Origin of the sequence: Bradyrhizobium sp. BRP23, assembly GCF_020194135.1 — a bacterium.
GTDB classification, from domain to species: Bacteria; Pseudomonadota; Alphaproteobacteria; order Rhizobiales; family Xanthobacteraceae; genus Bradyrhizobium; species Bradyrhizobium yuanmingense.
Genome location: NZ_JADYVW010000019.1, coordinates 50,301 through 69,173, shown reverse-complemented (window position 1 = coordinate 69,173; position 18,873 = coordinate 50,301). Strand labels below are relative to the sequence as shown.

Below are 18,873 nucleotides of genomic sequence, written 5' to 3'. Positions count from 1 at the left end.
AGGGGTTCGCGCGGGATTTCAGCTGGGTGGCGTTGAGTTCGCCGCAGTTCCGACCTGGTGATAGTACTGCTTGAAGGCGTTGTGGTTTGCGAGTGCATCGGGACGATAGGCGCCGACCCGCGTGCATTGAAGGACGCTGGGCAGGTCGAAGCGCGCCCCGACGGTGGGATGGACCTTGGCCGCCGGGTCGATATTGCGGATCTTGGTCTCCCAGTTTTGGCGTGCGACGTACTTCTGCAGCCACGACCATTTCGGAAGTTTGGCGGCGTAGCCGTCAATCGTGTCGCGCATGCCGGCGACCTCGCAATGCTGCACGCCGTCGGCCGCAGGGTAGACGTTCAATGCGGGGCCAAAGTCGCCGGTGTTCGGCATCTTGACGCCACCCACGAAAATGGGCCCGGTCAGGAGTCCGTTCGGAACCGAAACGGCCTCGTGGCACATCCATTCGAGCGCGACGTCAGATAGCCGAGATTCCGGCTCCGGATAGGAGCCCCCGACGTCCGAATGGTTACCGGCGAACCACCATTGGCGGAGCCGCTCATGCCCCGGAAAGTGGGGAGAGCCTTCATCGCCTCCGCCCCATGCGACGCGGTCGAAGTCCTTCCGGGTTTCGTCGATCGCGTTCGCCGAGCGAGCGAAAGCGACGTGTTTGCTCAGCAGACGATCGAAGTTTTCTCCCTTCCATACGGCCTTGTGGGATCGGAACTCCCCAGGCTTTGGATAATCGCTGATCGTCTTGGTATCGGCCTTGGTTTGCCAGTACCAGAACGCGCCAAGGGCTGCGCCAACAATGGCGACTTGCGCAACAAAGCCGACCAGCATGAAGTTCGTGCCGAACAAGGCGCTGTACAGCACAGCGAACAGCATGGACGGAAGGAAGCCGGCAGCGAAGGCGACGGCGGAGACGCCGGCCGCGAGGCCGGCCTGAATAACCAGGTAGCGCATGCCACTGGCCCCCAAGGCGGCGACGGTGTCGAACACACCGATGAAGTATGGAGCCACGTTGGAATCAGTGCCATCGCCGGACCGGTACTTGAGCTGAACCCGTCGCGCCAGTTCGAGCCGCTCGTACTCAAATTCAGCTCTTGGATGGCCCGCGCCGTGCTCCAGCACGGTATCGACGGCCTCCCAGGCGATGTCCTTGGCGGCCTTGCGGTGCCGCATGAGCGGACCACCAGGGGTCTCGGTGGGCACTCCGCACAGCATCAGCAAGTTTGCCAAACTACGTACCGTGTAGGCGCCACGGCTGAAGCCGAATAGAAAGATCCGGTCGCCCTCTTCGTAGTGATTGATGATGAATTCGTAGCAGTCGGCGATGTTGCGCTTGATGCCAGCGCCCGTCACAGAGCCGAGCAGTTTCTGGACGAAGCGGACAGGAGCAGTGAGGGCGGTGGCGCCGATATCGGTGCCCAGCCCAGCATCGTAGAACACCACTTGTTTCGACGGATCGATGGCTGTGTCGGCGTGGTCGCGCGAGATCCGGTACATCTTGTAGATGTTGCTGATGCGCTGCTCTGGACGAGCACCCCCGTCCTGACCGGTACCATCCGAAAATACGACGACGTTCTTGCCCACTATATCCTCCCCACTCTACTCCCTGGTGCCGCGCGGGTGGCATCCGGCTCAACCGGTGGGGCCGCGCTGGTCAGGCGTCTTAGGTTCTCCATCAATCGATCCCGAACGTCGTCCTCGCTGACGCCCCAGATAGCGGCGAGCGTTCCCTCCGCCATTGCCGCATCCCAGGGCGACAGTGGACGACCGTCGACTTGTGCGAAGGGTCCATCCGTTTCCGTGAGCACCTGGCTCGGTGGCATCGCCGCCGTTATCGCGCGACCTTTCTCGCTCGCCAGCATCGCCGGTCCCACGCTGAACCAGCATCCCTGGTCGATGGCGCGCGCAAGCTCGTTCTTGGACCCCGAGAACCAGTGCAGCACGGCCACGCCGGCATTGGCGTTGGAGGCGAGCGCCTCCAACACGGGTGTGGCCGCACGTCGGCTGTGGATTGTCAGAATGCGCCCGCCAGCGGCATCGCACATGCGCAGGATCTGCGTGAACACGCGATGCTGGACCGTCCAGGTGCTTTTGAGTTCAGGACCTCCATCCAAGCCGATCTCGCCGACGTACCTCGACCTAGGAAGAAGGTCCTCGAATAGTGCCAATTCTCCCTGACGGTCGTTTGCGAGCTGCGGATGCAAGCCGAGTGCGGTGCGGATGCGCGCTGCGTCTTTCGCGAGGGCAGCCGTGCCCGACCAGGCCGATGGGGTCGTCGTCACGGACAGGACAAAAAGTCTGCGATCGATGCATTCCTTTGTAGTTGCGACCGCATCCGGATAGAGATCGAGATGAGCGTGGAAATCGATCACTTGACACCGTGTTTCGCATGCAGGGCCCCGAGCTCTGCCAGTCCTCGTCGTAGCATATCCTTGAGCGCCTCGCGCTCGTCAAGGCCGCGCCATGAAAGGGCGCTTCCCAGCCAAGCGTCGAAACCACCATCTTTCGCGGCGGCCAGCGCCATTCCGACCGATCGCACGTCATCGAACCCGGCGTGATCCGGGTCGTCTCGTCCCAGTTCTTCAAACACGTATTCGGTCGAATCGGCGCGCCCCCATGCCAGGAACGCCGCTCGCCGCACCTGGCATGGGACGCAGCGGCCGCAATGATGGTAGTTGTAGCGCTGAAATCGTCCGCAACTCGTCGAGCTCGCCGCCAGCCTGCGCAGCAGCGGCTGATCTTCGCATTCCTTCAGCATCTCCCCCTTGGTTTTGGCGGCGTAGGGAGTGCGGATTCTCACACCAAGGTTTGCTGCGTTCAAGATGCTTTGAAATTGCGCCAGAAAGTAGGGGTGGGCGGTACGCGTGCTCAAGCTGCCGATGCGGCTTCCCGTCAGCGGCGGGTTAACGGCGATGAAGCCATTCTCGCAAATGTAGAGCGGCAGGTCGCCGCCGGGTCGATATGGCTTCAGGGCGGTGGCGACCAGGACGCCGAAGGCCAGAAATATGATCGATCGGGCCCTCTGCGACGTATCCTCGACCCCCGGCACCACCGCGTTGTCATTCAACTGAAAATGTTTCAATCCGCCACCGATCAAGGACGCGAAGTGAAGCTGCTTTTCCGCGTCTCCGCGGACTATCTTGCTGATCGCGACAAGCCGATCCCCATCGGCGCCAAGATCGATCGCACCGCTCAGGCTGTCGAGACCGCCCGAAAGAAGCACGACGGCGTTTTCCGGGGGCCTAACGATCCGTTCGGGCGGAACCGGTGTGCGACCGCCGGCGATGAAGTGAAATTGCCAGCGGTCCGTCGTTAGAAAGGCCAACGCGTCCGCAAGCAGGCCGGCCAGTCCATTCCAGAACGCGGGCTCGGCGACTGCAATCTCCAACTCGAACTCGCGAGTCCACCCATCCGGACTTTCGGTCCGCAAGCCGGCGGCGTCTGCCGCCATGATCGACATGGCGATCGATAGCAGATCCCAGGCTCTCCGAGCCGGGGCAAGCCGCTCCCTCCGGATCTCGTTACGAACAGCGGCACCGGCGCTGCCACGGTCGTCAGCGCCGGCCTGGCCGAAGAGAATGACCCTAAGAGCTCCTTGTTCGTTCAGCCGGCCGACGTCGGCCGGTGCGCACAGCAGCTTCATTCTTCGTACCCTTCGAAGACTTCGAACGTATCTCGAAGCGCGTCCTGAACAATGCGGGCGACTCGTCCGGCGGTCAGCGTCCGTCCGTGGTCCTTCAGCTTGCGAAAGGATGCGGCAACGGCCTCGACGATATAAGTACGCATTTGCTTCAACCGCGCCATCGCGACTGTGGCGGTCGCCGCCTTCTCGAGCAAATGCTTGCCGACATCGAGTTCGAAGCGGCGCGCTACATCTATTGCAGAGAACCTTTCGATGACGAAGTCGCGCTCGATGTTCGACAGATTGAGCAGGTCGGCGTCCGGATATTGGGCAAGCAGGTCGGACATGGCGTCGTGTATCGCCGCCCGTTCGGCTTCCGCGTCCTGTGTTCCGTCGACGGGCCTGACCGCTTCTATGATTGCGGTCGCGATGTCCTCGGCGGAACGCCCGGCCAGAGCGGTCGCGTCGACCGGCGCATCCGCGGCGCCGTTGGCGGTTGAGTACAGCGCATGGCTGAGCGCTCCTGCCGTCTGCGCCGTGCCACCGAATCGACTGGTCGTAACATTGGAGCCGCCGTAGCCGCTACGGACGTAGTGCCCAAGTCCCCGCCTTAGATCGCGATCGTCTCCGGATCGCGCAAAATTGCCAAGGCTCATGCGGACGCCACCGAAGCGCTTTTCGGGCGCAAGTCGCGGCGGCGTGAGGACAGCCGGCGGAGCTAACGGCGGGGGCGACGAAGTACCTTCCGCCGGCGGCGCGTCGGGGTCGTCGGAAGGAGGCGGTGGAGCGAGAGGTGGTACCGGATCCTGTGGCGCGGCGGGCGTCCAGGGCGGTACCATCGGTACGCCCGGACCGGGCCCATCGCTAGACTGCGACGTTCCCATTGTCCCTCGTCTTCTTGATCGCGTTCTTAACCGTCCTCGAGATCGCGGGCGACGAACTCCATGCATCGAGAATTGTCGCTGACCACGCGCGATCGGCAATCTTGGGAACGATGCTTGGCTGAATTTGCTGGGCAGGGCGATCAGCCAAGAACGCCGCCAGCCTTGAACCCTGGACTGGATCCGCTTCAACCAAGGCAATACATGCGTTCAATATCGGCGGTGCTCCCCATTCCTGCTCTTTTCTAGCGCGTTCAAGCAAGCGGTCCATCATCACCGTGGTTTCGATGCGTGCGACCCGCGCGAGCCCATCCTTGAGAGTGGTCGCCATTTCCGGATGTTCGAGCAATGCGGCGAGCAGCTCCGCCGCGTCGGACGACAAGCGATCCTCGGGCGTAATCAACGGTGCATATTCGCGGCTGACGTAGAGTGCACCACGAAGATCGGTATCGTGCAGGGGCGGCGAGAGCGCCAACCATTCTTTCACGAACTCGCCCGTCCACGGCGCCTTCAAATCCAGATCGCGGCCGGCAACCGCGCCTTCTTCCCATTCCTTGAGAAAGGTGGGCTTGCCCTCGGTATCGATGCTGACGTTTTTGACCAGCTCGGCGTAAGCAGCAGTGTCGCCGATACGCTCGAACAAAAGCAGTTTGGCCAGCACGGCCTCATCAACGCCGACGCCCTGCGCTTTCGAGATCGTCAAGCGGATCGAGAGAGCGTTCAGGAACCGCTTGATCAGTCGCGGATTACCGAGAATGCCGGAGGCGGTCGTCATCAGCGAAGCGAGTCGTTCGGCCGTGTCGAACTGACCGACGAGAGATTCCGGGAACGCAATTCCGAGACTCTGAAGGAAGGCTCGATCGACCTTTTTCCCCTGCCAAGTCCGCCTGAGCTGCCCAATCACAGCAACCCGGACCTTCTCCTTATGGTCGTCAGAGAGCTCGCTGTTGTCGACAAACAGGAGCATCATGTAAGCGCGGACCTCCTGGGTGCCGAGCTGCGGCACCCTGATCGGAACCTGGATGAGCTTGTCGAAATAGTTGGTGATTAGGAGGTCGTCGTTGACGCCGACAAAATGCTTCTTCACCGCGTGCTTGATCATGTCGTTGTCGGCCGCGATGACGAAGGCGGTGTTTTTGAGGAACAGGAAGAGGCGGATCGCCTCCAGCGTCGAAATCGTCGTTTCGGGCAGACAGCGATCAAGATCGTCGATCAACACAACTAGCGTGATCCCGAGCTCCTCCAGCGTTTGTTCGAAGGCATCGCGTAGCGCCTGAATTTCCTTCGGTGGAGACGTTTCGTCCTGCGGCTTCAGGAGCTCGCTACCCTCTTTTGCCACATCCGCTGCAGCTTTTTTGGCGTCGGCGGCGGTGTCCTTCCCAAGGCCCTCGGCCAAAACCTTCTTGCCGAGCTCGAAAATCTCGCCGGCGGCTCCGACAGGAGGTACTCCGAAGTAAAGCGAGGTGGCGAGGAGCTTGGCAGCCCGCAACCACTTGATCCGCTTGGCGAGCGACTTCACCTTGTCGAGCGCGGTTGCACGGGTCTTGGCCTCTTCCTCAAGCCTATCGGCGATGACGTCCATAAGAGCCGCACGTGCATCATCGTAGCCTTGGTATAGCCATGCGTTGAACTCGACGAACACGTATTTGCTCGCGCCACTCTTCTTTTCGCGGGCCGTGACCGCGGAGCGGGTGAGCTTGATCATCGACGACTTGCCGATACCCCAAGCCCCCGAGACACCGATGGAAATTGGTCTGCTCTTGGCCTGGACGATGATCTCGGCGACCGTGTCAGCCACGCCGGAGAAGTTCAGGAAGTCGCGTTCGGTTTCGTTATCGGGCCACATCAGCAATCTCGCGCGTTGTCATGGCAGCTCTCACCTTGCGATCCGGCCTCACAAAAAGCGGACGTGCCTCAGGGAGAGCCTGGCGGAGCCGCCAAATGCAGCACATCGTACCGCAGGGTTGCCGAAAAACGCGACCACGACCCTTCTTCTTACGCGTCAAGGTTGAGGGAATCATATCGTGCAGACAAGAAAATCGTCACATATCCCAAAGTAAGACGGATGTCCAAGTGGTAGCCAATCCATTGACTCCAGCTCCAATGCTCCCAGCTGAGGCCGCCTTTGGCTGCCAGGGCAAGCTTGTCGAGCTCAGTGAAGGGGCGGCTGATGAGCGTTCTCCCCAGCACAAAGGCCGAGTATGCCCCCGCGACTACGTCCTGAGAGCTTTTCAAGACGGATCAGCTTCGGCAGGGCGACCGAAACTGATATTGTAGTGGGCGATTACCGTGGTTGAAAAGCCGCCGCTCCTCATTGCCTCGACACTGGTTCTGGCGAGCCCCTAGTCGTCGGGCTTCAGAAGGGCAAATTCCACACGAAATAGAGAAGCGCAGCAATGGCCCCCCAGAAAAGTATGCCGCGGAAGATGAAAGCGAGCGCCATGTTAATCGCCGTCTCGCCCAAGCCGCTGCGCCATCGCAATTCCATCGATCGCGTCTGCCAGTCCTCCTAAGAAAACCCGATACCATGCATCATCATCGGGAAGTTCCCACTCTCGTAGGCTGCCGACGTAACGGGTCAGAGCAATAACGCCCGCGATCGAGGTTGGCGTTGAACGGATGAGCACATTCGCATGCTCCGCGAGAGCATGGGTCCTTTGACTGCTGATTTCGTCGGCGGCATCAAACTCGGGCCCATCGAGCTTCGCCGATACGGACAAGGCCGCATCGTAATGCGCCGACAGCTCGCGATGACGCTCAATCACTACGAAGGTTAGATCCCGATCGGCTGCAGCAGTCGACTGGGTGGAAATTTCCTGTGACGACAATGTTGGCCCCGAGCAAGTAGCAGGCCTGCGTTAGCATGGCGGCCATGATGATAATCAGCGTAGAGGGTCGTTCATCTGCGGTATTTCTGCGCGATCGGATTGGGCATTCAGACGAGGTCACCGGCTCCATTGGAGATCGAGACGTTTCGGGGACAGGCGCGCGCCTTACTCGCGCCGGAAAACGGCTCGGCTCCAGTTGTTCCCGGCGTAAAGCTGCATATTTGCGCGTATCAAAGGTTGTTAGCACGCATCGGCTGCGCTTGGATACGCTTCCACATTCGAAAGGGGCGGGCGAAATATGAAGTTGATTGCAATAGTTGCCGGTCTGTTGCTGCTCGGCGTGATCGGACAAGCAAACGCACGCGGAGGACATGGAGGGCGCGTCAGCTACGGCGGCGGACATCACACGACCAGTCATGGCGGCAGCTATTTGGGCGGATCCGGCTCATCACACCGTGGCGGGACTTATCTCAATTCGAGAACTGGCAACCGTTACGGCACTCATCGATAACGAGCTCCGCGCGTGGTCGCCGATGCAAAGCCGATTGGTGTTGTTGCCCAGCGTCGATGAGGTCACGGCCATGTTGCCCCAGTCCCGGGCCACGGCGTTGGCACCCGGAGCAGCGAGGCGGACACGACAACGCGCATGCCTGCAGCTTACGGAAGGGGCGGGCGCTTCGTCCCTCGTCTGTTCAACAAAGTGGCAGGAGTGTTGCGCGCAAGTGCTTCAGTATACGCCGGGAGCCGTACATTCTTGTCAGGGCGCCGCCACTCGACGAATGCGATCGCGGTCTATCCTCAATACTCGCGAGCCCGATCGCAGGCCGCTCTTGAGGTGAAAAGAACGCTGAAACAGCTACCGGAAACAGGGCAGCGTTATCGGAGTTCGCGTGACCGAGACGAGCACATTGTTCACGTAATGCTCTGTCACAAGCTCTGCGCGAATGCTGCAAGAAGTCGCTCCCATCGCCGCCATGAATCCGCTTCGAGCCCGCGCTGGAGAAGCCTTGCGACTTTCAGCAATGAAGCGAGCGGCTGCACCGGGAGTGCCGAGCGCGTCGGACCGGGCGTTTTGCAAGGCTGCCACTAGCTCATTCAGATCTTTGCCCTTGATCTTGGTATCGCCGACCATTGACGGAACCATGTCACGAAGACCTTTATCAGCAATCTCGCCAGCGAGTAGTCCGGGAAGCGCCTTGCGGAGAGACTGCTGAAAGGAAGCGGTGGTGCGCCCGGCGAGCTCCTCGCACCGGAGCATCGCTGAGATGTAGCTGAGGCGGGTTCTCTCCGCCGAGTCGAGCCAGACCTGCTCGCAATTGTAAAGCAGGGTCATTCGATCGACAGGTCCGAGCTTCTCGATTGCTTCACGAATTTCGCCAAGCACCTCTGCGGCTGGCTTGCGCAACTCGTCGGGAAGACGACCGGTCGCCTGCCCCCAGACGGCTGCGAGACCGGCCCACCGAGGCTCGAACTGCTGGATCGATAACGCCTGCATGTCGTTCGGAATCTTGGATTGAGCGTCAGCTATGCTTTTCTCCATGGCATCGATCTTGGCGACGACCGCTTCAGTGCGCGCGCGGAGCTTGCTCCCAAACCCCTTGGCTACAGCGGCGGCCACGTAGTCCGTGAATCCTGATACCGCTGCTGCGAGCTTGCTCGCGCCGGTCGCAAGCCGTGCGCTCTGCTTCTCGATGCCTCGTTCGATAGCGGTCTTTACTGATTCATTGAGGAAGGCTTCCACAAAGCCGGCCAGGAAACCTAGCGGCAGGCCGAGGTCCTCGTTGTTCTTCAGAACATCCATCACGGCGTCGACGCTTCCCTCGTAGGCGGCGCCAATTGCGCGTGATCCCGTGGAGGCGAGAAGTTCTTCCGGAACAGTTCGCTTTTCTGCCGAGGACGCCTTCAGCTCCTTTTCAATCGCTTCGGCCGTTTCGAGCGACCATTGCGGACGCGTTGCCTGCACATCCGGGAATGTTACGGCGACCGAAGTCGGTTTGAGGGGAAGAGCCTGGTCAAATGGCTGGATCCGCCCACGATACGCGTACGCGACCGACTGGAGAGCGAGCGGTGTAGCGGTGGGAGCATCCAGTTTCGCGGGCGCAACACGGCGCTCGCTCAGCGGCTGGGATGCCGGTTTCTCTTGCAGCTTCTCCAGAGGCGGAAGAGGCCTGACGATCGGCGGTTCGTCGACATTCAACGGGGACAAAGCGACCGAAGCGCTCGCCGGCGGAGGTCCTGGCGGAAGCACGGGTGATGGTGTTGGTCCGTTCGGGGCGCCGTGGGGCCCGTCCAGCAGAGAGGGATATTGTCCTGGCAGATCGCCAAGCGCCTTTCGGAGCTTGTCGGCCAGGAGAACGATGTGTGGCCATTGCTGGTCATCATCATCCCTCTTTTTCGTCTCGTAGGTCTTCACGAGACGAGGCATCAGCTCCGCGAGAAGGACGGCTTTCGTTTCCAGAAGGGCCTTTGCATATCGTTCATCAATCCGTTCGATGTGGTGCTCGATCGTCGCTATTCGTTCGGCGAGCAAGCCATCAGGACCTGCAACGATGCCGCCGAAGAAGGTAAGAGAGGTCAGCAGCGTCAGCCAGACGTAGGCGAAGCTTACCGATCGAAGATAGCCGCTGAAGACGCTAATTACGGTCCGATGGCTGGCCCAGAAGGGTGCCACAAACAGAAAAATCAAGGCCAGATAAATAGAGAATTCCAGCGCCGGAGAGGGTTTCAGAAAGGTGGCCACAGTCCGCAAACGGGCCAGTTCCGTCTCCAATTCCCGGATGGTCCGGCTGGCTCCTTCGAGGTCGTCGGTGAGGGAGAGCCATATCTGAAGGCCGGAAAAGATAATGCCGGCGATAGCGAACGGCAGGAAGAAACGATTGAGGTTGCGCAATACTGCGCGCCAGAGTGAGCCTTCCCTGGTCTTCGCGGCAACGTACCTTGTCAGGAGAAACCCGAACACGCCGCCTGCGGCTATCAAATAAGTAATCATGCTTGTCTCCTTAATGGGCCTCGAAGGCACCCACCGGATCGAGCAGTAAAATGAATTGGGAAAACCTAGGGTCGTATCGATGCTAACGTCAATGCCCAAGATGGGGAACTTTTGGTCTAGCTGCGGGCGGCCGGCGACCGATCGTGAAATGGTCGATGGGCTGTCGATGTAGCTCCTTGGGTTGATCTGCCGCGGCTCTCCCGCGCGCCGCCGGGCCACGGTGGTCTCGCGGCGGTCCGCCCTTGGCATCGCTCAACGAGCGGCCCGATCGGCCGCGTACGCTCTGAGCGGCTGGTCTTGCCGGCACGCTGACCTTGACGCTGCAGAACTTCTCCTGAAACTCCGCCACCTTCGAGAGGAAGGCGTCTATCTGTCCCGGTGCCAGGTTGTTGAGTCGCACCTTGTTGCTGCTCTGGTCGCCGTATCGAGTGTGTACGGAGACAGTATTGGCCCCGCTGCGGGCCAGGTAGACGATGCCGAAGTTGCCCGACATCGTCGGTGCCACCTCCAGCCGGTTGAGCTTGCTGAGGTCGGCGGTGGTGGTCTGGGCATCGCGCTTGCCGGCGTCCACCGTGAACCGCAACTGGCAGTGCTCTGGCTCCTGCAGCTCGTACCGTTTCGGCCCGCAAGAGACGCGAGGATATTGGTTTGCAGAATCTGTCGATGAGCGGTTGCAGCATCTTCGCGGATTTCTGCGTCGGATGCAGACGATTGCCGGTGCAGACCTAGTCGATGACATCGGCCGGCGGATTTTCCGGCAGGGGCACGTCACCCTTGGCAAGGAAAGGCCTGTTCGTGATGCTATTTCACGAACCCGGAGGACGAGGCCTACCGCTTCGGAAAGATGAGATGGCCGACAGGCCAGGAATCCTGCAGCTGCCAGCAGTCAAGGAAGACATCGGCTCGGCCCCAGCCGTAGAAGGTCAGGCACAGGCCGGGGTTCTTCACGACGCGCTGCATCTCGCGAAATGCCGGTCGGATCCACGACGTGTTGTCGTCATTGCGGATGGTCTGCCCGCTACTCGATTGTATCGGCAGACATACGGGGTCGGTCAGGATGAAGTCCACCGACCCGGTTGCCATCTGCCGCATGACCTGGATGCAGTGGCCCTAGATAACGCGGTTGCGAAGGGAGCTTGCCGGCGGTGCTCACTGGCGCACCTCCTGAACCAGCGGCCGGGCTTTCCAGCCGAGATCAAAGCCGTTCGCTACACCGAAATTGTCGGCCCGGTAGATCGCCTCGGCCTTGCGGATCGCATTGGCGGAGCTGCCGGCCTCGACGATGACCGTCCACTCTTCGTAGTCAAACGCCTTGACGACGAACCGGCGGAAGGTAGCGGCGCTCATCGCGCCGCCTCGTTCTTGGCATGGGCCTTGGCGGTGCGCACCACCAGGCGCCCGTTAAGCGGCAGGGCCGCCGTGAGCGAGATGTTGTAGCCGTCGCCGTCCTCGTGCGCCCAGGCGGCGCCGACCTTGGTCGTGAATCACCTTCGCCTTCGACCACGTAGACTGTGTGGGTCGGACGGCTTTGACTTCTGAAATGGCTCAAAAAATCAGGATGCTGCTGTCCTGAAAAGGCGGAGCTCGCGCGCATGCGCGAACGCGTCGCAGCCTTTTCGGCCGTGAGTTCGGATCTCCTAAAAAGAGATCGAGCGACGAACGAAGGAAGTCGCGTCTTGAGCAGCTGTCGATAGGGGCCTAGTAGGTGACCAGGTCGCTGATAACCACGGCGAGAGGTCCTTCGTCCCCCTTAAAACTAGCAATCATCGCATCCAGAAAGTATCCGGCTCAAGATCTTCGAGGTCGATGGGATGACCGGCATGATCGGCCAGAAGGAGGAAGAACGAAAGCTGCGTGCGACCATTGCCTTCGCGGAACGCGTGAATGACGTTGAGTTCGGAGAGGAAGTGGGCCAGCGGCCCCGCCCCGGCGGTGCACTTGAAGGGAGGAGGGTGAAGAGCCGGGGCCGCGTTCCGCTAAAGCGCGGACGGGCAGTGTGCCCAAGCTGCGCGCGGCTCGCATTAAAGCAGGTAAATGGAGGTTCGCTGCGCTGCAGAGCTCGAAGCTCACTCCGAGCGGCATTTAATTTTCTTGGTATTCGACACCCGGAGAAATGTATTATCCGTATTTGATTCGCTGATGATTATTTTCACAAGAGCATGTTCATGGCCCAGCGAGCAGTATCCCGTGAGGATGTCCAAAGCTTATTCGCCTTCTATGCATTTGTTGCCCGACACCACAACAAGCATGACGGCGCATCTCGGTGGCTGAAATTATTCACGTCGAGCCAAAACCTTTCCGATGAACGTCTGAACCAGTGGTCAGAGCGTGTTGATGCAGTCGGTCCGGAAATGGTCGGTCGCGTGCTCGATCCGCGCGCTCGCGCGGTCGTGGACGGTGATGCAAATTATGACCATGCGAGCGCGTTTCTCCACGCGCGACTCAAGGCATTGGATGAACCCCAGCACTAAACTCCGCCGGCCAGCTTCAGCAGCGAACCAACTTAGCAGGACGCCTGCGCCGCCACTCGCAAGCGCAATGATGCGACCGCCAGTCAGCCGAGCAGTCGGGCTTGCCTAAAATGAAAACGACTTGGAGTGAACCCCTTCGCCACGGCGCGCACGTGGGCTTCGCATGTCTCCAACGCAATCTTCTGGGCGAGCATCACGTCTCCTATCGGCAGAGAGCCCACCGGCATGAAACACAATCCCTCTTGCGGATGATCGCGCTCGTCCACCACGCAAACATTACCGGAAGTTCCGGCGTAGACCCTGTATTGGCTCCCACTCTCGTTTCCGATCACCTCGAAGTAACCTTTGCGGGCTAGCTGCTCGCGTTGCGCCTGCGAAAGCCACTCCCGCAAGCGCCGGAGCGAGCGGCCTTCCGGCGTGCTCTCGGCGCCGTGCTTGATGAAAAGGGCTCGTGTCGCTCTCATGCGAGAACGGCTGCCCATGGCCAACGATCGGAAGGCCAACATGGCTGGGGCTCCCACTAACCTCCAACGAGCCTCGGAAAAAAGATGGTCTCTTCCGCATTCCGGTCGAATGATTTGATTTGTGATAGCTGGTCCGTTCCGGTACGGACCGCAGCGGTGAAGCCAACCTTCGTCAGCTCATTGAAGCGCTGTTCGGCCCTGACCAATTCCTGTGCGTCGTGAAGATTGAAGAGATGACGGCTGTCGCCGGTGCGGTCCATGACGATCTGGATTGCCATAATTGCTCTCCTCGAGTTGCGGGTTTTATGGGCTGAACGCACGGATATTCAGAAGACGAACTTCAATCAGAACTTACCCGTGTTCTGCTGATGGTAGACGGCGGTACGCCCGGATCGGGAGGTGGCGCTTGCTTGCGATCGGCGGCATCGCCGAGGCTCAAAGTGAACTCGTGAACCGGCGCTGCTCGCCCCTTAGGTTGATACCGCTCCACCAGTTTCAGGAGGCGCCTTTTAACAAATGGGTCAGCCTGCTCTGCGAGTTCACGCAGTAACTTAGCGCGCTGTTCATTGAATTCGTGATCCAACATGTCTATCCCCTACACAACGCGCATGCGGTCATGCTCTGTAAGAAGACACTCAAAGCGGCTCATCACGTGAGCCAAACAATTTCGCGATCAAAAGGTCTGGATGCAGAAGATAGCGCCTGAGCGGATCAGTTGGCTACAAATTCGATCTCAGATTTGAAATAAACTGAAATCTAGTTGCCGAATGCCACTAACCAAAAGCTTCCAGGGCATCCTTTCTGTGACCGAGATGCAACGGGGCTCCACCTTCGGCTCGGAACTTTGCACGCCGGGCTGTTCACCCGCAGAGCTTAAATTATCACAGATGCCGCCGGAGCTGGGGTCAGCCGCCCTGGTTTTTAGCCCCGGTGGCCTCGGAATGTCCGAGCGGCCCTTTCCTTATTCGCGGGCCGCAATAACTTGAAGTACGGCGCTGCAAGGCGCGGCTAATCGGAACCCAATGGGTAACAAGGGACTTAGTACGGAGATTCCCTTGATTGGGTGCTACCGATGGCGATCGAGGATTTCAGAGAAACAAGGCCGATCTTTCTCCCGGAGCAATTCTTTGTGGGGCGGATCGAAGGCTGGGCGGTGCTGGAAAGCCTCGTTGGCGGATTGCTAAAGCGCGCGACGATTGCGGCGCACGGCGAATTCGAGACAGATACCCAAATCGTGATCTTCACCGAGACGTACACATTCGATGATGGCCATTGCGACACGATGCACTGGACCATACGAAAAGGTAACGAAGGCAAATACACCGGATTGGAAAACCGGCTGGAAGGTGAGGCTCTTGGAGAGCAAGCCGGCTGCGCCTTTCATTGGAAGTACACTCGCGACACGCCGCAACCAGGCGGTAAATCGATCAAATTGAATTTCGATGATTGGTTCTACGCAATAGATGATCGCGCCTGCATCGTGCGTGGGAGCGCCGGACGTGCGGGCATCCCGTTTGCGACGGCACACATTACCTATCGGAAGCTGTGATCCCAATGCCCGCGGATGTCGAGCGCTCTGGCGCAGCATTAAGATGAGATTGTAGGCGCAGGAACCGATCCTTCGACAAGGCGCGCCAAGCTCTTGCATGCCAAAGCCACCTGCAACCACCTCATCCGTTCGGCCGGACAGGTCGCTGCGATCGCCTTCTTCATTGCCAGCACGGCTTCAGCTTGATGGTCATGTTCTCGGTCTGGATGACGCGCACTCCTACTCCGCCGCCGAGCACGAAGGGTTCCGCAACGCTGTTCTCTCACTTTACGATTACATCTTCAGCGCGCTGTTGTCCGCCGAGATGACGAGCCGCCAAAATACGCTCTTTCACTTCACGATTGAGCTGTTGCTGACTATTCCATCTGCAACACTCGATACCCTGATTACTGGACAATGAGGTGTCGGTAGAGCGATCTGGCGCGAGCTTCCTAGAAAGCGGAAGTGCCGAGTTCTTTCATCGCACTGAACGGCTCTACGAGCTCGCGACAGCTATGTCCGCCGAAGCGCTCTCCGTCTACGACTGGCTTTGGGGATACGGCTAGTCCTGACAATCGTTCTCGCCTGAGCGGCTCGTAGGCGACGGCGGAGAGTCTGCAGTTCTCGAAATAGTGCGACCAGTCCCTCGACCCGCTCGCCCAGAATAGTCGAATAGTGAACCCGACCTCGATTACTCATTACTGGAAACCATAATTGTTAAAGGCAACAGGCGGTCGACAACGGAAAAAATATGCAATCCAAGGTAGGAAAATACAACCCATAAACTGCGGCGGTTAAAAAGGGCCACGCAAAAGCCCCGATACCAATGTCACAGCGCACTCCTTTCGCTTGTCTTTCGGGTCAGTTTCGTTCTGAAAGTTCGCCCAGTTCGGCAAAGCTAAGCCTGGTATCGCGGCATTCACGTGCGCCCGGTCTCTCGAGCTGGTAGTCCCATTCTGCCCTTTACTCGCGCAACGGCTGCCTAGCCCGGCGCGCTCCTTCTCGCGAAGGCAGCCCCTTCGCGCTCTACGACTTCTCTTTAGTCGTGCCGAGCGCACCGGCAGTTAAGAGTTAGTTTAGCTTCCGGCACGATCATTGGCGACCGCAGGGAGCCAAGCATGCAATTGCACCATGCGAATACCTTGGAAAGGATCACGATCGCCCCAGATCACGGCAGTGGCGAGCTCACGTGGCCCATCACTCGCGATCAATCGGATTTCTCGACCCCCAATCGAGCTCTTGGCGCTATTGGCGCCGGGCCGGCCTCCAAAACTGACTATTTGTCTCGTCGCGGCGGCCGCATTGGGGGCGGGCTTTGCGTTGGGTTGGGCTGGCGCTTGGTACGGTCCTGCAGCTATCTCGGCTCTCGACCCGACTGCTCAGGTAGAAACGGCTTCGCGCCGCATGCCAGACACAAGGGCAGGCGGTAAAGCCGAAGGCGTCCGAAAGATTGCATCGGGTTCGCGAACAGCGCCTGCTTTGGGGCAGCCCTCCACATTCATCGCGAGCGTTGCTCCGAAGCCTGGGACCAAAGCGCCAAATGCGGCGCAATCGGCGGATGCTCTCGAAGTGGACATGTCTGTGACGGGCTCGATCCAGCCTGCGGGGCCGCTCCTGTCGGTTCCCGAGACAAGACCAACGACCCTGGCAGGTTGGGCAGTGCTGGACGTTCGCGGCGGAACAGCGGTGCTCGAAGGGCCCGATGGGATTCGAATGGCAGCACGAGGTGATGTGGTCCCCGGCGTCGGGCGAATCGAATCTATCGTGCGCTGGGGCAACCGCTGGATAGTTGCAACGGCTCGTGGATTGATCTCGACGCCCTAGGCGTGAACGCTGGCGACGCAATCAATTTTCATCGTCAATGCTCAGTTGAGCACGTTTGAGTTTCATATAACGATGAAACCGTACAAATATACGTAAGAACACAGGCCGCTTGGTCGTCTTGAGAGACCTTGACGGCTCGTGCGAAAATGCTGCCAGCCGGCTGCCGAAGTCAGGCTATTTATCCGCCGTGCAGAGCTGGTACTTGTCTTGTTGTTCATGCTTTTCCACGTTCATTCGCGCCATGTATTTGTCTTTGACCTCCTCCGAAGGACAAAGACACGGCGGCTTGCTGCCGTAGTGGATCTTCCAACACTCGCTTGCGGTCGCATCAATGAGCTCCCAAGCAATGACATTTTCTGTCTGCACGAGAACGCCAGGGCCAGGAATTGCTGTCGTCTTTTTTCCGTCTACCTTGCACGCAGGAGATAGAAAGACCTGAGCGGGATCAAGTTCGGTCGGGTAAACGCGGATAAATCCCTCGACGGTCGCATAATCCTTTACGATCGCTCGTACCATCGCCTTCGTATAGACCAGCGTGTTGTTCTCACGAGCATCGATAGGACGCACAGCCACACAGGTGAAGCTCTTCTTTAGTACGTATAAAAGCGGGTGGTCTTGAGTTGTTTTGGTAAGCGACACGAAAGGTATCTTGTTCACCGCCGTGATTACCCAATCATCATCGTAGGCAACCGACACGAAAATTCCGAGAACCAGCGCGACTACATATGCCAGCACTATCTCCGCCGTTGCGACTGCTTGCGCTGGTTTCCGCTTCTTTGCGCGCCATTGCCGCATCGCGAGCGAGGCAATCCCAAAGGATGCGATGCTGATCGCAATCGAAATAAAGGCGTATGCAAGTTCACCGAACCGCAGATCGACCAAATAACTTGCGAGGCCCAGACCAATGAAGCCTGGCAGGAACGCGGCTACAAACTTGATAGCCTTCTTGGGATCATCGGAAATCATTGCCACTATTTGTTACAGCAGTCGTTGTTGCAAGAGCCGTCCTTGCACTTGCACGCGGAGCCATTACAGCCATCGTGAACGCCGCCACAGTCGGGACACAGCTGGAATGAGCCATTGTCGTTCATGACGTACACGGCGAGCTTAGGCTGACGACATTCGCCGCCGGCCATAAAGTTGAGTTGTCCAAGGACGGTATCGAACGAGTCGGCACGCATGCTCGCAGCAACTCGGTCAGGAGCAGGATCATTCCGCGCGGCGCGTGACAGGATTTGAAAGGCTGCGTAGCCATAGTAGGCATCCGCTCCCTTCATGTCCCTCAAGGAGTTGGGCAAGCTACGTGGCTCTCGAAGGCTGGGATCGTGCGGCGCGATAACCGCCACTTTGATCTGGTTTCCGAGGCGGCCGATCTCCAGGAGGCTGATGCCACCGATGAGAAGGCTGTTTGATGGGAGTTCGTCCAAACGAATGTTACGAGTATCCCCGCCAAACATGAACACAATCGCCGGCGAGCCAGCTGTGCCATTCCAATTTTGCAACGGCAGCTGGCTGACTTGGGCTTCACGGCTGAGCGCTTCGGCGAAAAACTGGCTTTCAAAAATGTAGCTCGTACGACGATCTTGATTGTCTTTCGCATACCGAACGGCGAGCTTTGCAAGCTGCTCGGCGCTATCGCCGATGTGGAATGAGTACTTTAGTCGCTGGTCCGAAAATGGCCCCTTAGATAGCCCGACCAAGACGGTTGGCGTCTGTTGCTGTTCGCTCACCCCGGACACGGCCAGCATTACAGATGCGCCGCCTTTTGCAATCAGGAAGTTGACGCGATCGACTTCAATAAGCTGGCGGGCCTTGTTGGCCGCGATGTCCGGCTTATTCTGATGATCATGGAAAATGACCTCCACCGGTCGGTTGGCTATTTGCCTCAGATCATTCTGAGCGGCGGATACTCCCGCCCGAAACTGCTGGCCTTCATTTGCCCCGAAACCGGTGAAGGTCGCCACTACACCGATACGAATTACTGGGTCTTGCGCCTCTGCCGGAAGGTGCATGACGAGTAAAGTTAAGACTACTGCAAAGATCGTTTTCCAGCGACCCATGTGAGCCTCCTATGGATACAGTATGGCAAGTACTGTCCAGATAGTTCTGGACGAGCAATAAAACGCGCGAAATGATTCAATTCCAAACTCTACCTTTGGTAGCTTTGAGGAACAAGAGGGCACCAGCTGGGACGTGCAAATTTGTGGTCGGCCGACGCGAACCGCTCGGTAATCCCCGTTTCCCTGCGGAGCACTTGCCACGATCTTGATCTTAT

At 59.0% G+C, this 18,873-nt stretch carries 19 protein-coding genes; 3 read left to right on the top strand and 16 right to left on the bottom strand.

All coding sequences use genetic code 11. From position 1 onward, the window contains the following. Positions 1-18: 18 nt before the first annotated feature. The 11 genes from I6F24_RS33300 to I6F24_RS33250 form a co-directional block, all read right to left on the bottom strand. A complete protein-coding gene (locus I6F24_RS33300; RefSeq protein ID WP_225152494.1) occupies positions 19-1,575 on the bottom strand; it encodes a DUF2235 domain-containing protein in 1,557 nt (518 codons plus the stop codon). Further along, positions 1,575-2,363, bottom strand: a complete 789-nt coding sequence (gene qatD / locus I6F24_RS33295; protein ID WP_225130070.1) for a Qat anti-phage system TatD family nuclease QatD — start codon at positions 2,361-2,363, stop codon at positions 1,575-1,577. The genes I6F24_RS33300 and qatD overlap by 1 nt, the downstream gene beginning before the upstream one ends. Continuing rightward, on the bottom strand, positions 2,360-3,634 hold the full coding sequence (qatC, locus tag I6F24_RS33290; RefSeq protein WP_225130068.1) for a Qat anti-phage system QueC-like protein QatC: 1,275 nt from the start codon (positions 3,632-3,634) through the stop codon (positions 2,360-2,362). The genes qatD and qatC overlap by 4 nt, the downstream gene beginning before the upstream one ends. Continuing rightward, positions 3,631-4,269, bottom strand: coding sequence for a Qat anti-phage system associated protein QatB (qatB, locus tag I6F24_RS33285; protein WP_225130066.1), 639 nt, complete (start codon positions 4,267-4,269; stop codon positions 3,631-3,633). Before qatB ends, qatC begins: the two co-directional genes overlap by 4 nt. A gap of 208 nt (positions 4,270-4,477) precedes the next feature. After that, a complete protein-coding gene (locus I6F24_RS33280; RefSeq protein WP_225130064.1) occupies positions 4,478-6,340 on the bottom strand; it encodes a P-loop NTPase fold protein in 1,863 nt (620 codons plus the stop codon). Positions 6,341-6,938: 598 nt separating this feature from the next. Further along, complete coding sequence (locus I6F24_RS33275) at positions 6,939-7,322, bottom strand: hypothetical protein (protein ID WP_225130062.1); 384 nt, start codon at positions 7,320-7,322, stop codon at positions 6,939-6,941. Positions 7,323-8,178: 856 nt separating this feature from the next. Continuing rightward, positions 8,179-10,311 carry a hypothetical protein gene (locus tag I6F24_RS33270; RefSeq protein ID WP_225148621.1) on the bottom strand — a complete coding sequence of 711 codons (2,133 nt, stop codon included), beginning with the start codon at positions 10,309-10,311 and terminating at the stop codon, positions 8,179-8,181. An 88-nt stretch (positions 10,312-10,399) separates the two neighbouring features. After that, the gene (locus I6F24_RS33265) at positions 10,400-10,894 is read right to left on the bottom strand and encodes a hypothetical protein (RefSeq protein ID WP_225130057.1); all 495 of its coding nucleotides are present in this window, start codon (positions 10,892-10,894) and stop codon (positions 10,400-10,402) included. A gap of 245 nt (positions 10,895-11,139) precedes the next feature. Further along, complete coding sequence (locus I6F24_RS33260) at positions 11,140-11,403, bottom strand: hypothetical protein (RefSeq protein ID WP_225130056.1); 264 nt, start codon at positions 11,401-11,403, stop codon at positions 11,140-11,142. A 57-nt stretch (positions 11,404-11,460) separates the two neighbouring features. Then, entirely contained in the window at positions 11,461-11,658 is a 198-nt protein-coding gene (locus I6F24_RS33255; protein WP_225130054.1) for a hypothetical protein, read from the bottom strand. Positions 11,659-12,074: 416 nt separating this feature from the next. Next, positions 12,075-12,197, bottom strand: coding sequence for a hypothetical protein (locus tag I6F24_RS33250; RefSeq protein ID WP_346277073.1), 123 nt, complete (start codon positions 12,195-12,197; stop codon positions 12,075-12,077). Positions 12,198-12,476: 279 nt separating this feature from the next. Here I6F24_RS33250 and I6F24_RS33245 point away from each other — a divergent pair, with 279 nt between their 5' ends. Next, positions 12,477-12,782 (top strand): hypothetical protein, encoded by a 306-nt coding sequence (locus I6F24_RS33245; RefSeq protein ID WP_225130052.1) that lies wholly within the window; start codon positions 12,477-12,479, stop codon positions 12,780-12,782. A gap of 83 nt (positions 12,783-12,865) precedes the next feature. On the opposite strand, the gene I6F24_RS33240 is transcribed toward I6F24_RS33245, so the two are convergent. From I6F24_RS33240 to I6F24_RS33230, 3 genes are all read right to left on the bottom strand, one after another. Then, the gene (locus I6F24_RS33240) at positions 12,866-13,288 is read right to left on the bottom strand and encodes a hypothetical protein (protein WP_225130050.1); all 423 of its coding nucleotides are present in this window, start codon (positions 13,286-13,288) and stop codon (positions 12,866-12,868) included. 14 nt (positions 13,289-13,302) lie between these two features. After that, complete coding sequence (locus I6F24_RS33235) at positions 13,303-13,524, bottom strand: hypothetical protein (RefSeq protein WP_225130048.1); 222 nt, start codon at positions 13,522-13,524, stop codon at positions 13,303-13,305. Between the two features lie 62 nt (positions 13,525-13,586). Further along, positions 13,587-13,832, bottom strand: coding sequence for a hypothetical protein (locus tag I6F24_RS33230; protein ID WP_225130046.1), 246 nt, complete (start codon positions 13,830-13,832; stop codon positions 13,587-13,589). Between the two features lie 486 nt (positions 13,833-14,318). Between I6F24_RS33230 and I6F24_RS33225 the strand changes: the two genes are divergently transcribed. Continuing rightward, entirely contained in the window at positions 14,319-14,795 is a 477-nt protein-coding gene (locus tag I6F24_RS33225; RefSeq protein ID WP_225130044.1) for a DUF3833 family protein, read from the top strand. A 97-nt stretch (positions 14,796-14,892) separates the two neighbouring features. After that, positions 14,893-15,195, top strand: coding sequence for a hypothetical protein (locus I6F24_RS33220; protein WP_225130043.1), 303 nt, complete (start codon positions 14,893-14,895; stop codon positions 15,193-15,195). Positions 15,196-16,772: 1,577 nt separating this feature from the next. On the opposite strand, the gene I6F24_RS33215 is transcribed toward I6F24_RS33220, so the two are convergent. Then, positions 16,773-17,564 (bottom strand): hypothetical protein, encoded by a 792-nt coding sequence (locus I6F24_RS33215; protein ID WP_225130041.1) that lies wholly within the window; start codon positions 17,562-17,564, stop codon positions 16,773-16,775. Between the two features lie 5 nt (positions 17,565-17,569). Next, positions 17,570-18,658, bottom strand: coding sequence for an ABC transporter substrate-binding protein (locus tag I6F24_RS33210; RefSeq protein ID WP_225130039.1), 1,089 nt, complete (start codon positions 18,656-18,658; stop codon positions 17,570-17,572). Positions 18,659-18,873: the final 215 nt, after the last annotated feature.

Coding starts and splice junctions, on each gene's coding strand:
- I6F24_RS33230 (WP_225130046.1), bottom strand. CDS start 13,832: ATGTTGGATCACGAATTCAATGAACAGCGCGCTAAGTTACTGCGTGAA.
- qatB (WP_225130066.1), bottom strand. CDS start 4,269: ATGAGCCTTGGCAATTTTGCGCGATCCGGAGACGATCGCGATCTAAGG.
- I6F24_RS33280 (WP_225130064.1), bottom strand. CDS start 6,340: ATGTGGCCCGATAACGAAACCGAACGCGACTTCCTGAACTTCTCCGGC.
- I6F24_RS33270 (WP_225148621.1), bottom strand. CDS start 10,311: ATGATTACTTATTTGATAGCCGCAGGCGGCGTGTTCGGGTTTCTCCTG.
- qatC (WP_225130068.1), bottom strand. CDS start 3,634: ATGAAGCTGCTGTGCGCACCGGCCGACGTCGGCCGGCTGAACGAACAA.
- I6F24_RS33220 (WP_225130043.1), top strand. CDS start 14,893: ATGCCAAAGCCACCTGCAACCACCTCATCCGTTCGGCCGGACAGGTCG.
- I6F24_RS33210 (WP_225130039.1), bottom strand. CDS start 18,658: ATGGGTCGCTGGAAAACGATCTTTGCAGTAGTCTTAACTTTACTCGTC.
- I6F24_RS33260 (WP_225130056.1), bottom strand. CDS start 11,403: ATGCGGCAGATGGCAACCGGGTCGGTGGACTTCATCCTGACCGACCCC.
- I6F24_RS33225 (WP_225130044.1), top strand. CDS start 14,319: ATGGCGATCGAGGATTTCAGAGAAACAAGGCCGATCTTTCTCCCGGAG.
- I6F24_RS33245 (WP_225130052.1), top strand. CDS start 12,477: ATGGCCCAGCGAGCAGTATCCCGTGAGGATGTCCAAAGCTTATTCGCC.
- I6F24_RS33215 (WP_225130041.1), bottom strand. CDS start 17,564: ATGATTTCCGATGATCCCAAGAAGGCTATCAAGTTTGTAGCCGCGTTC.
- I6F24_RS33240 (WP_225130050.1), bottom strand. CDS start 13,288: ATGTTGGCCTTCCGATCGTTGGCCATGGGCAGCCGTTCTCGCATGAGA.
- I6F24_RS33255 (WP_225130054.1), bottom strand. CDS start 11,658: ATGAGCGCCGCTACCTTCCGCCGGTTCGTCGTCAAGGCGTTTGACTAC.
- I6F24_RS33235 (WP_225130048.1), bottom strand. CDS start 13,524: ATGGCAATCCAGATCGTCATGGACCGCACCGGCGACAGCCGTCATCTC.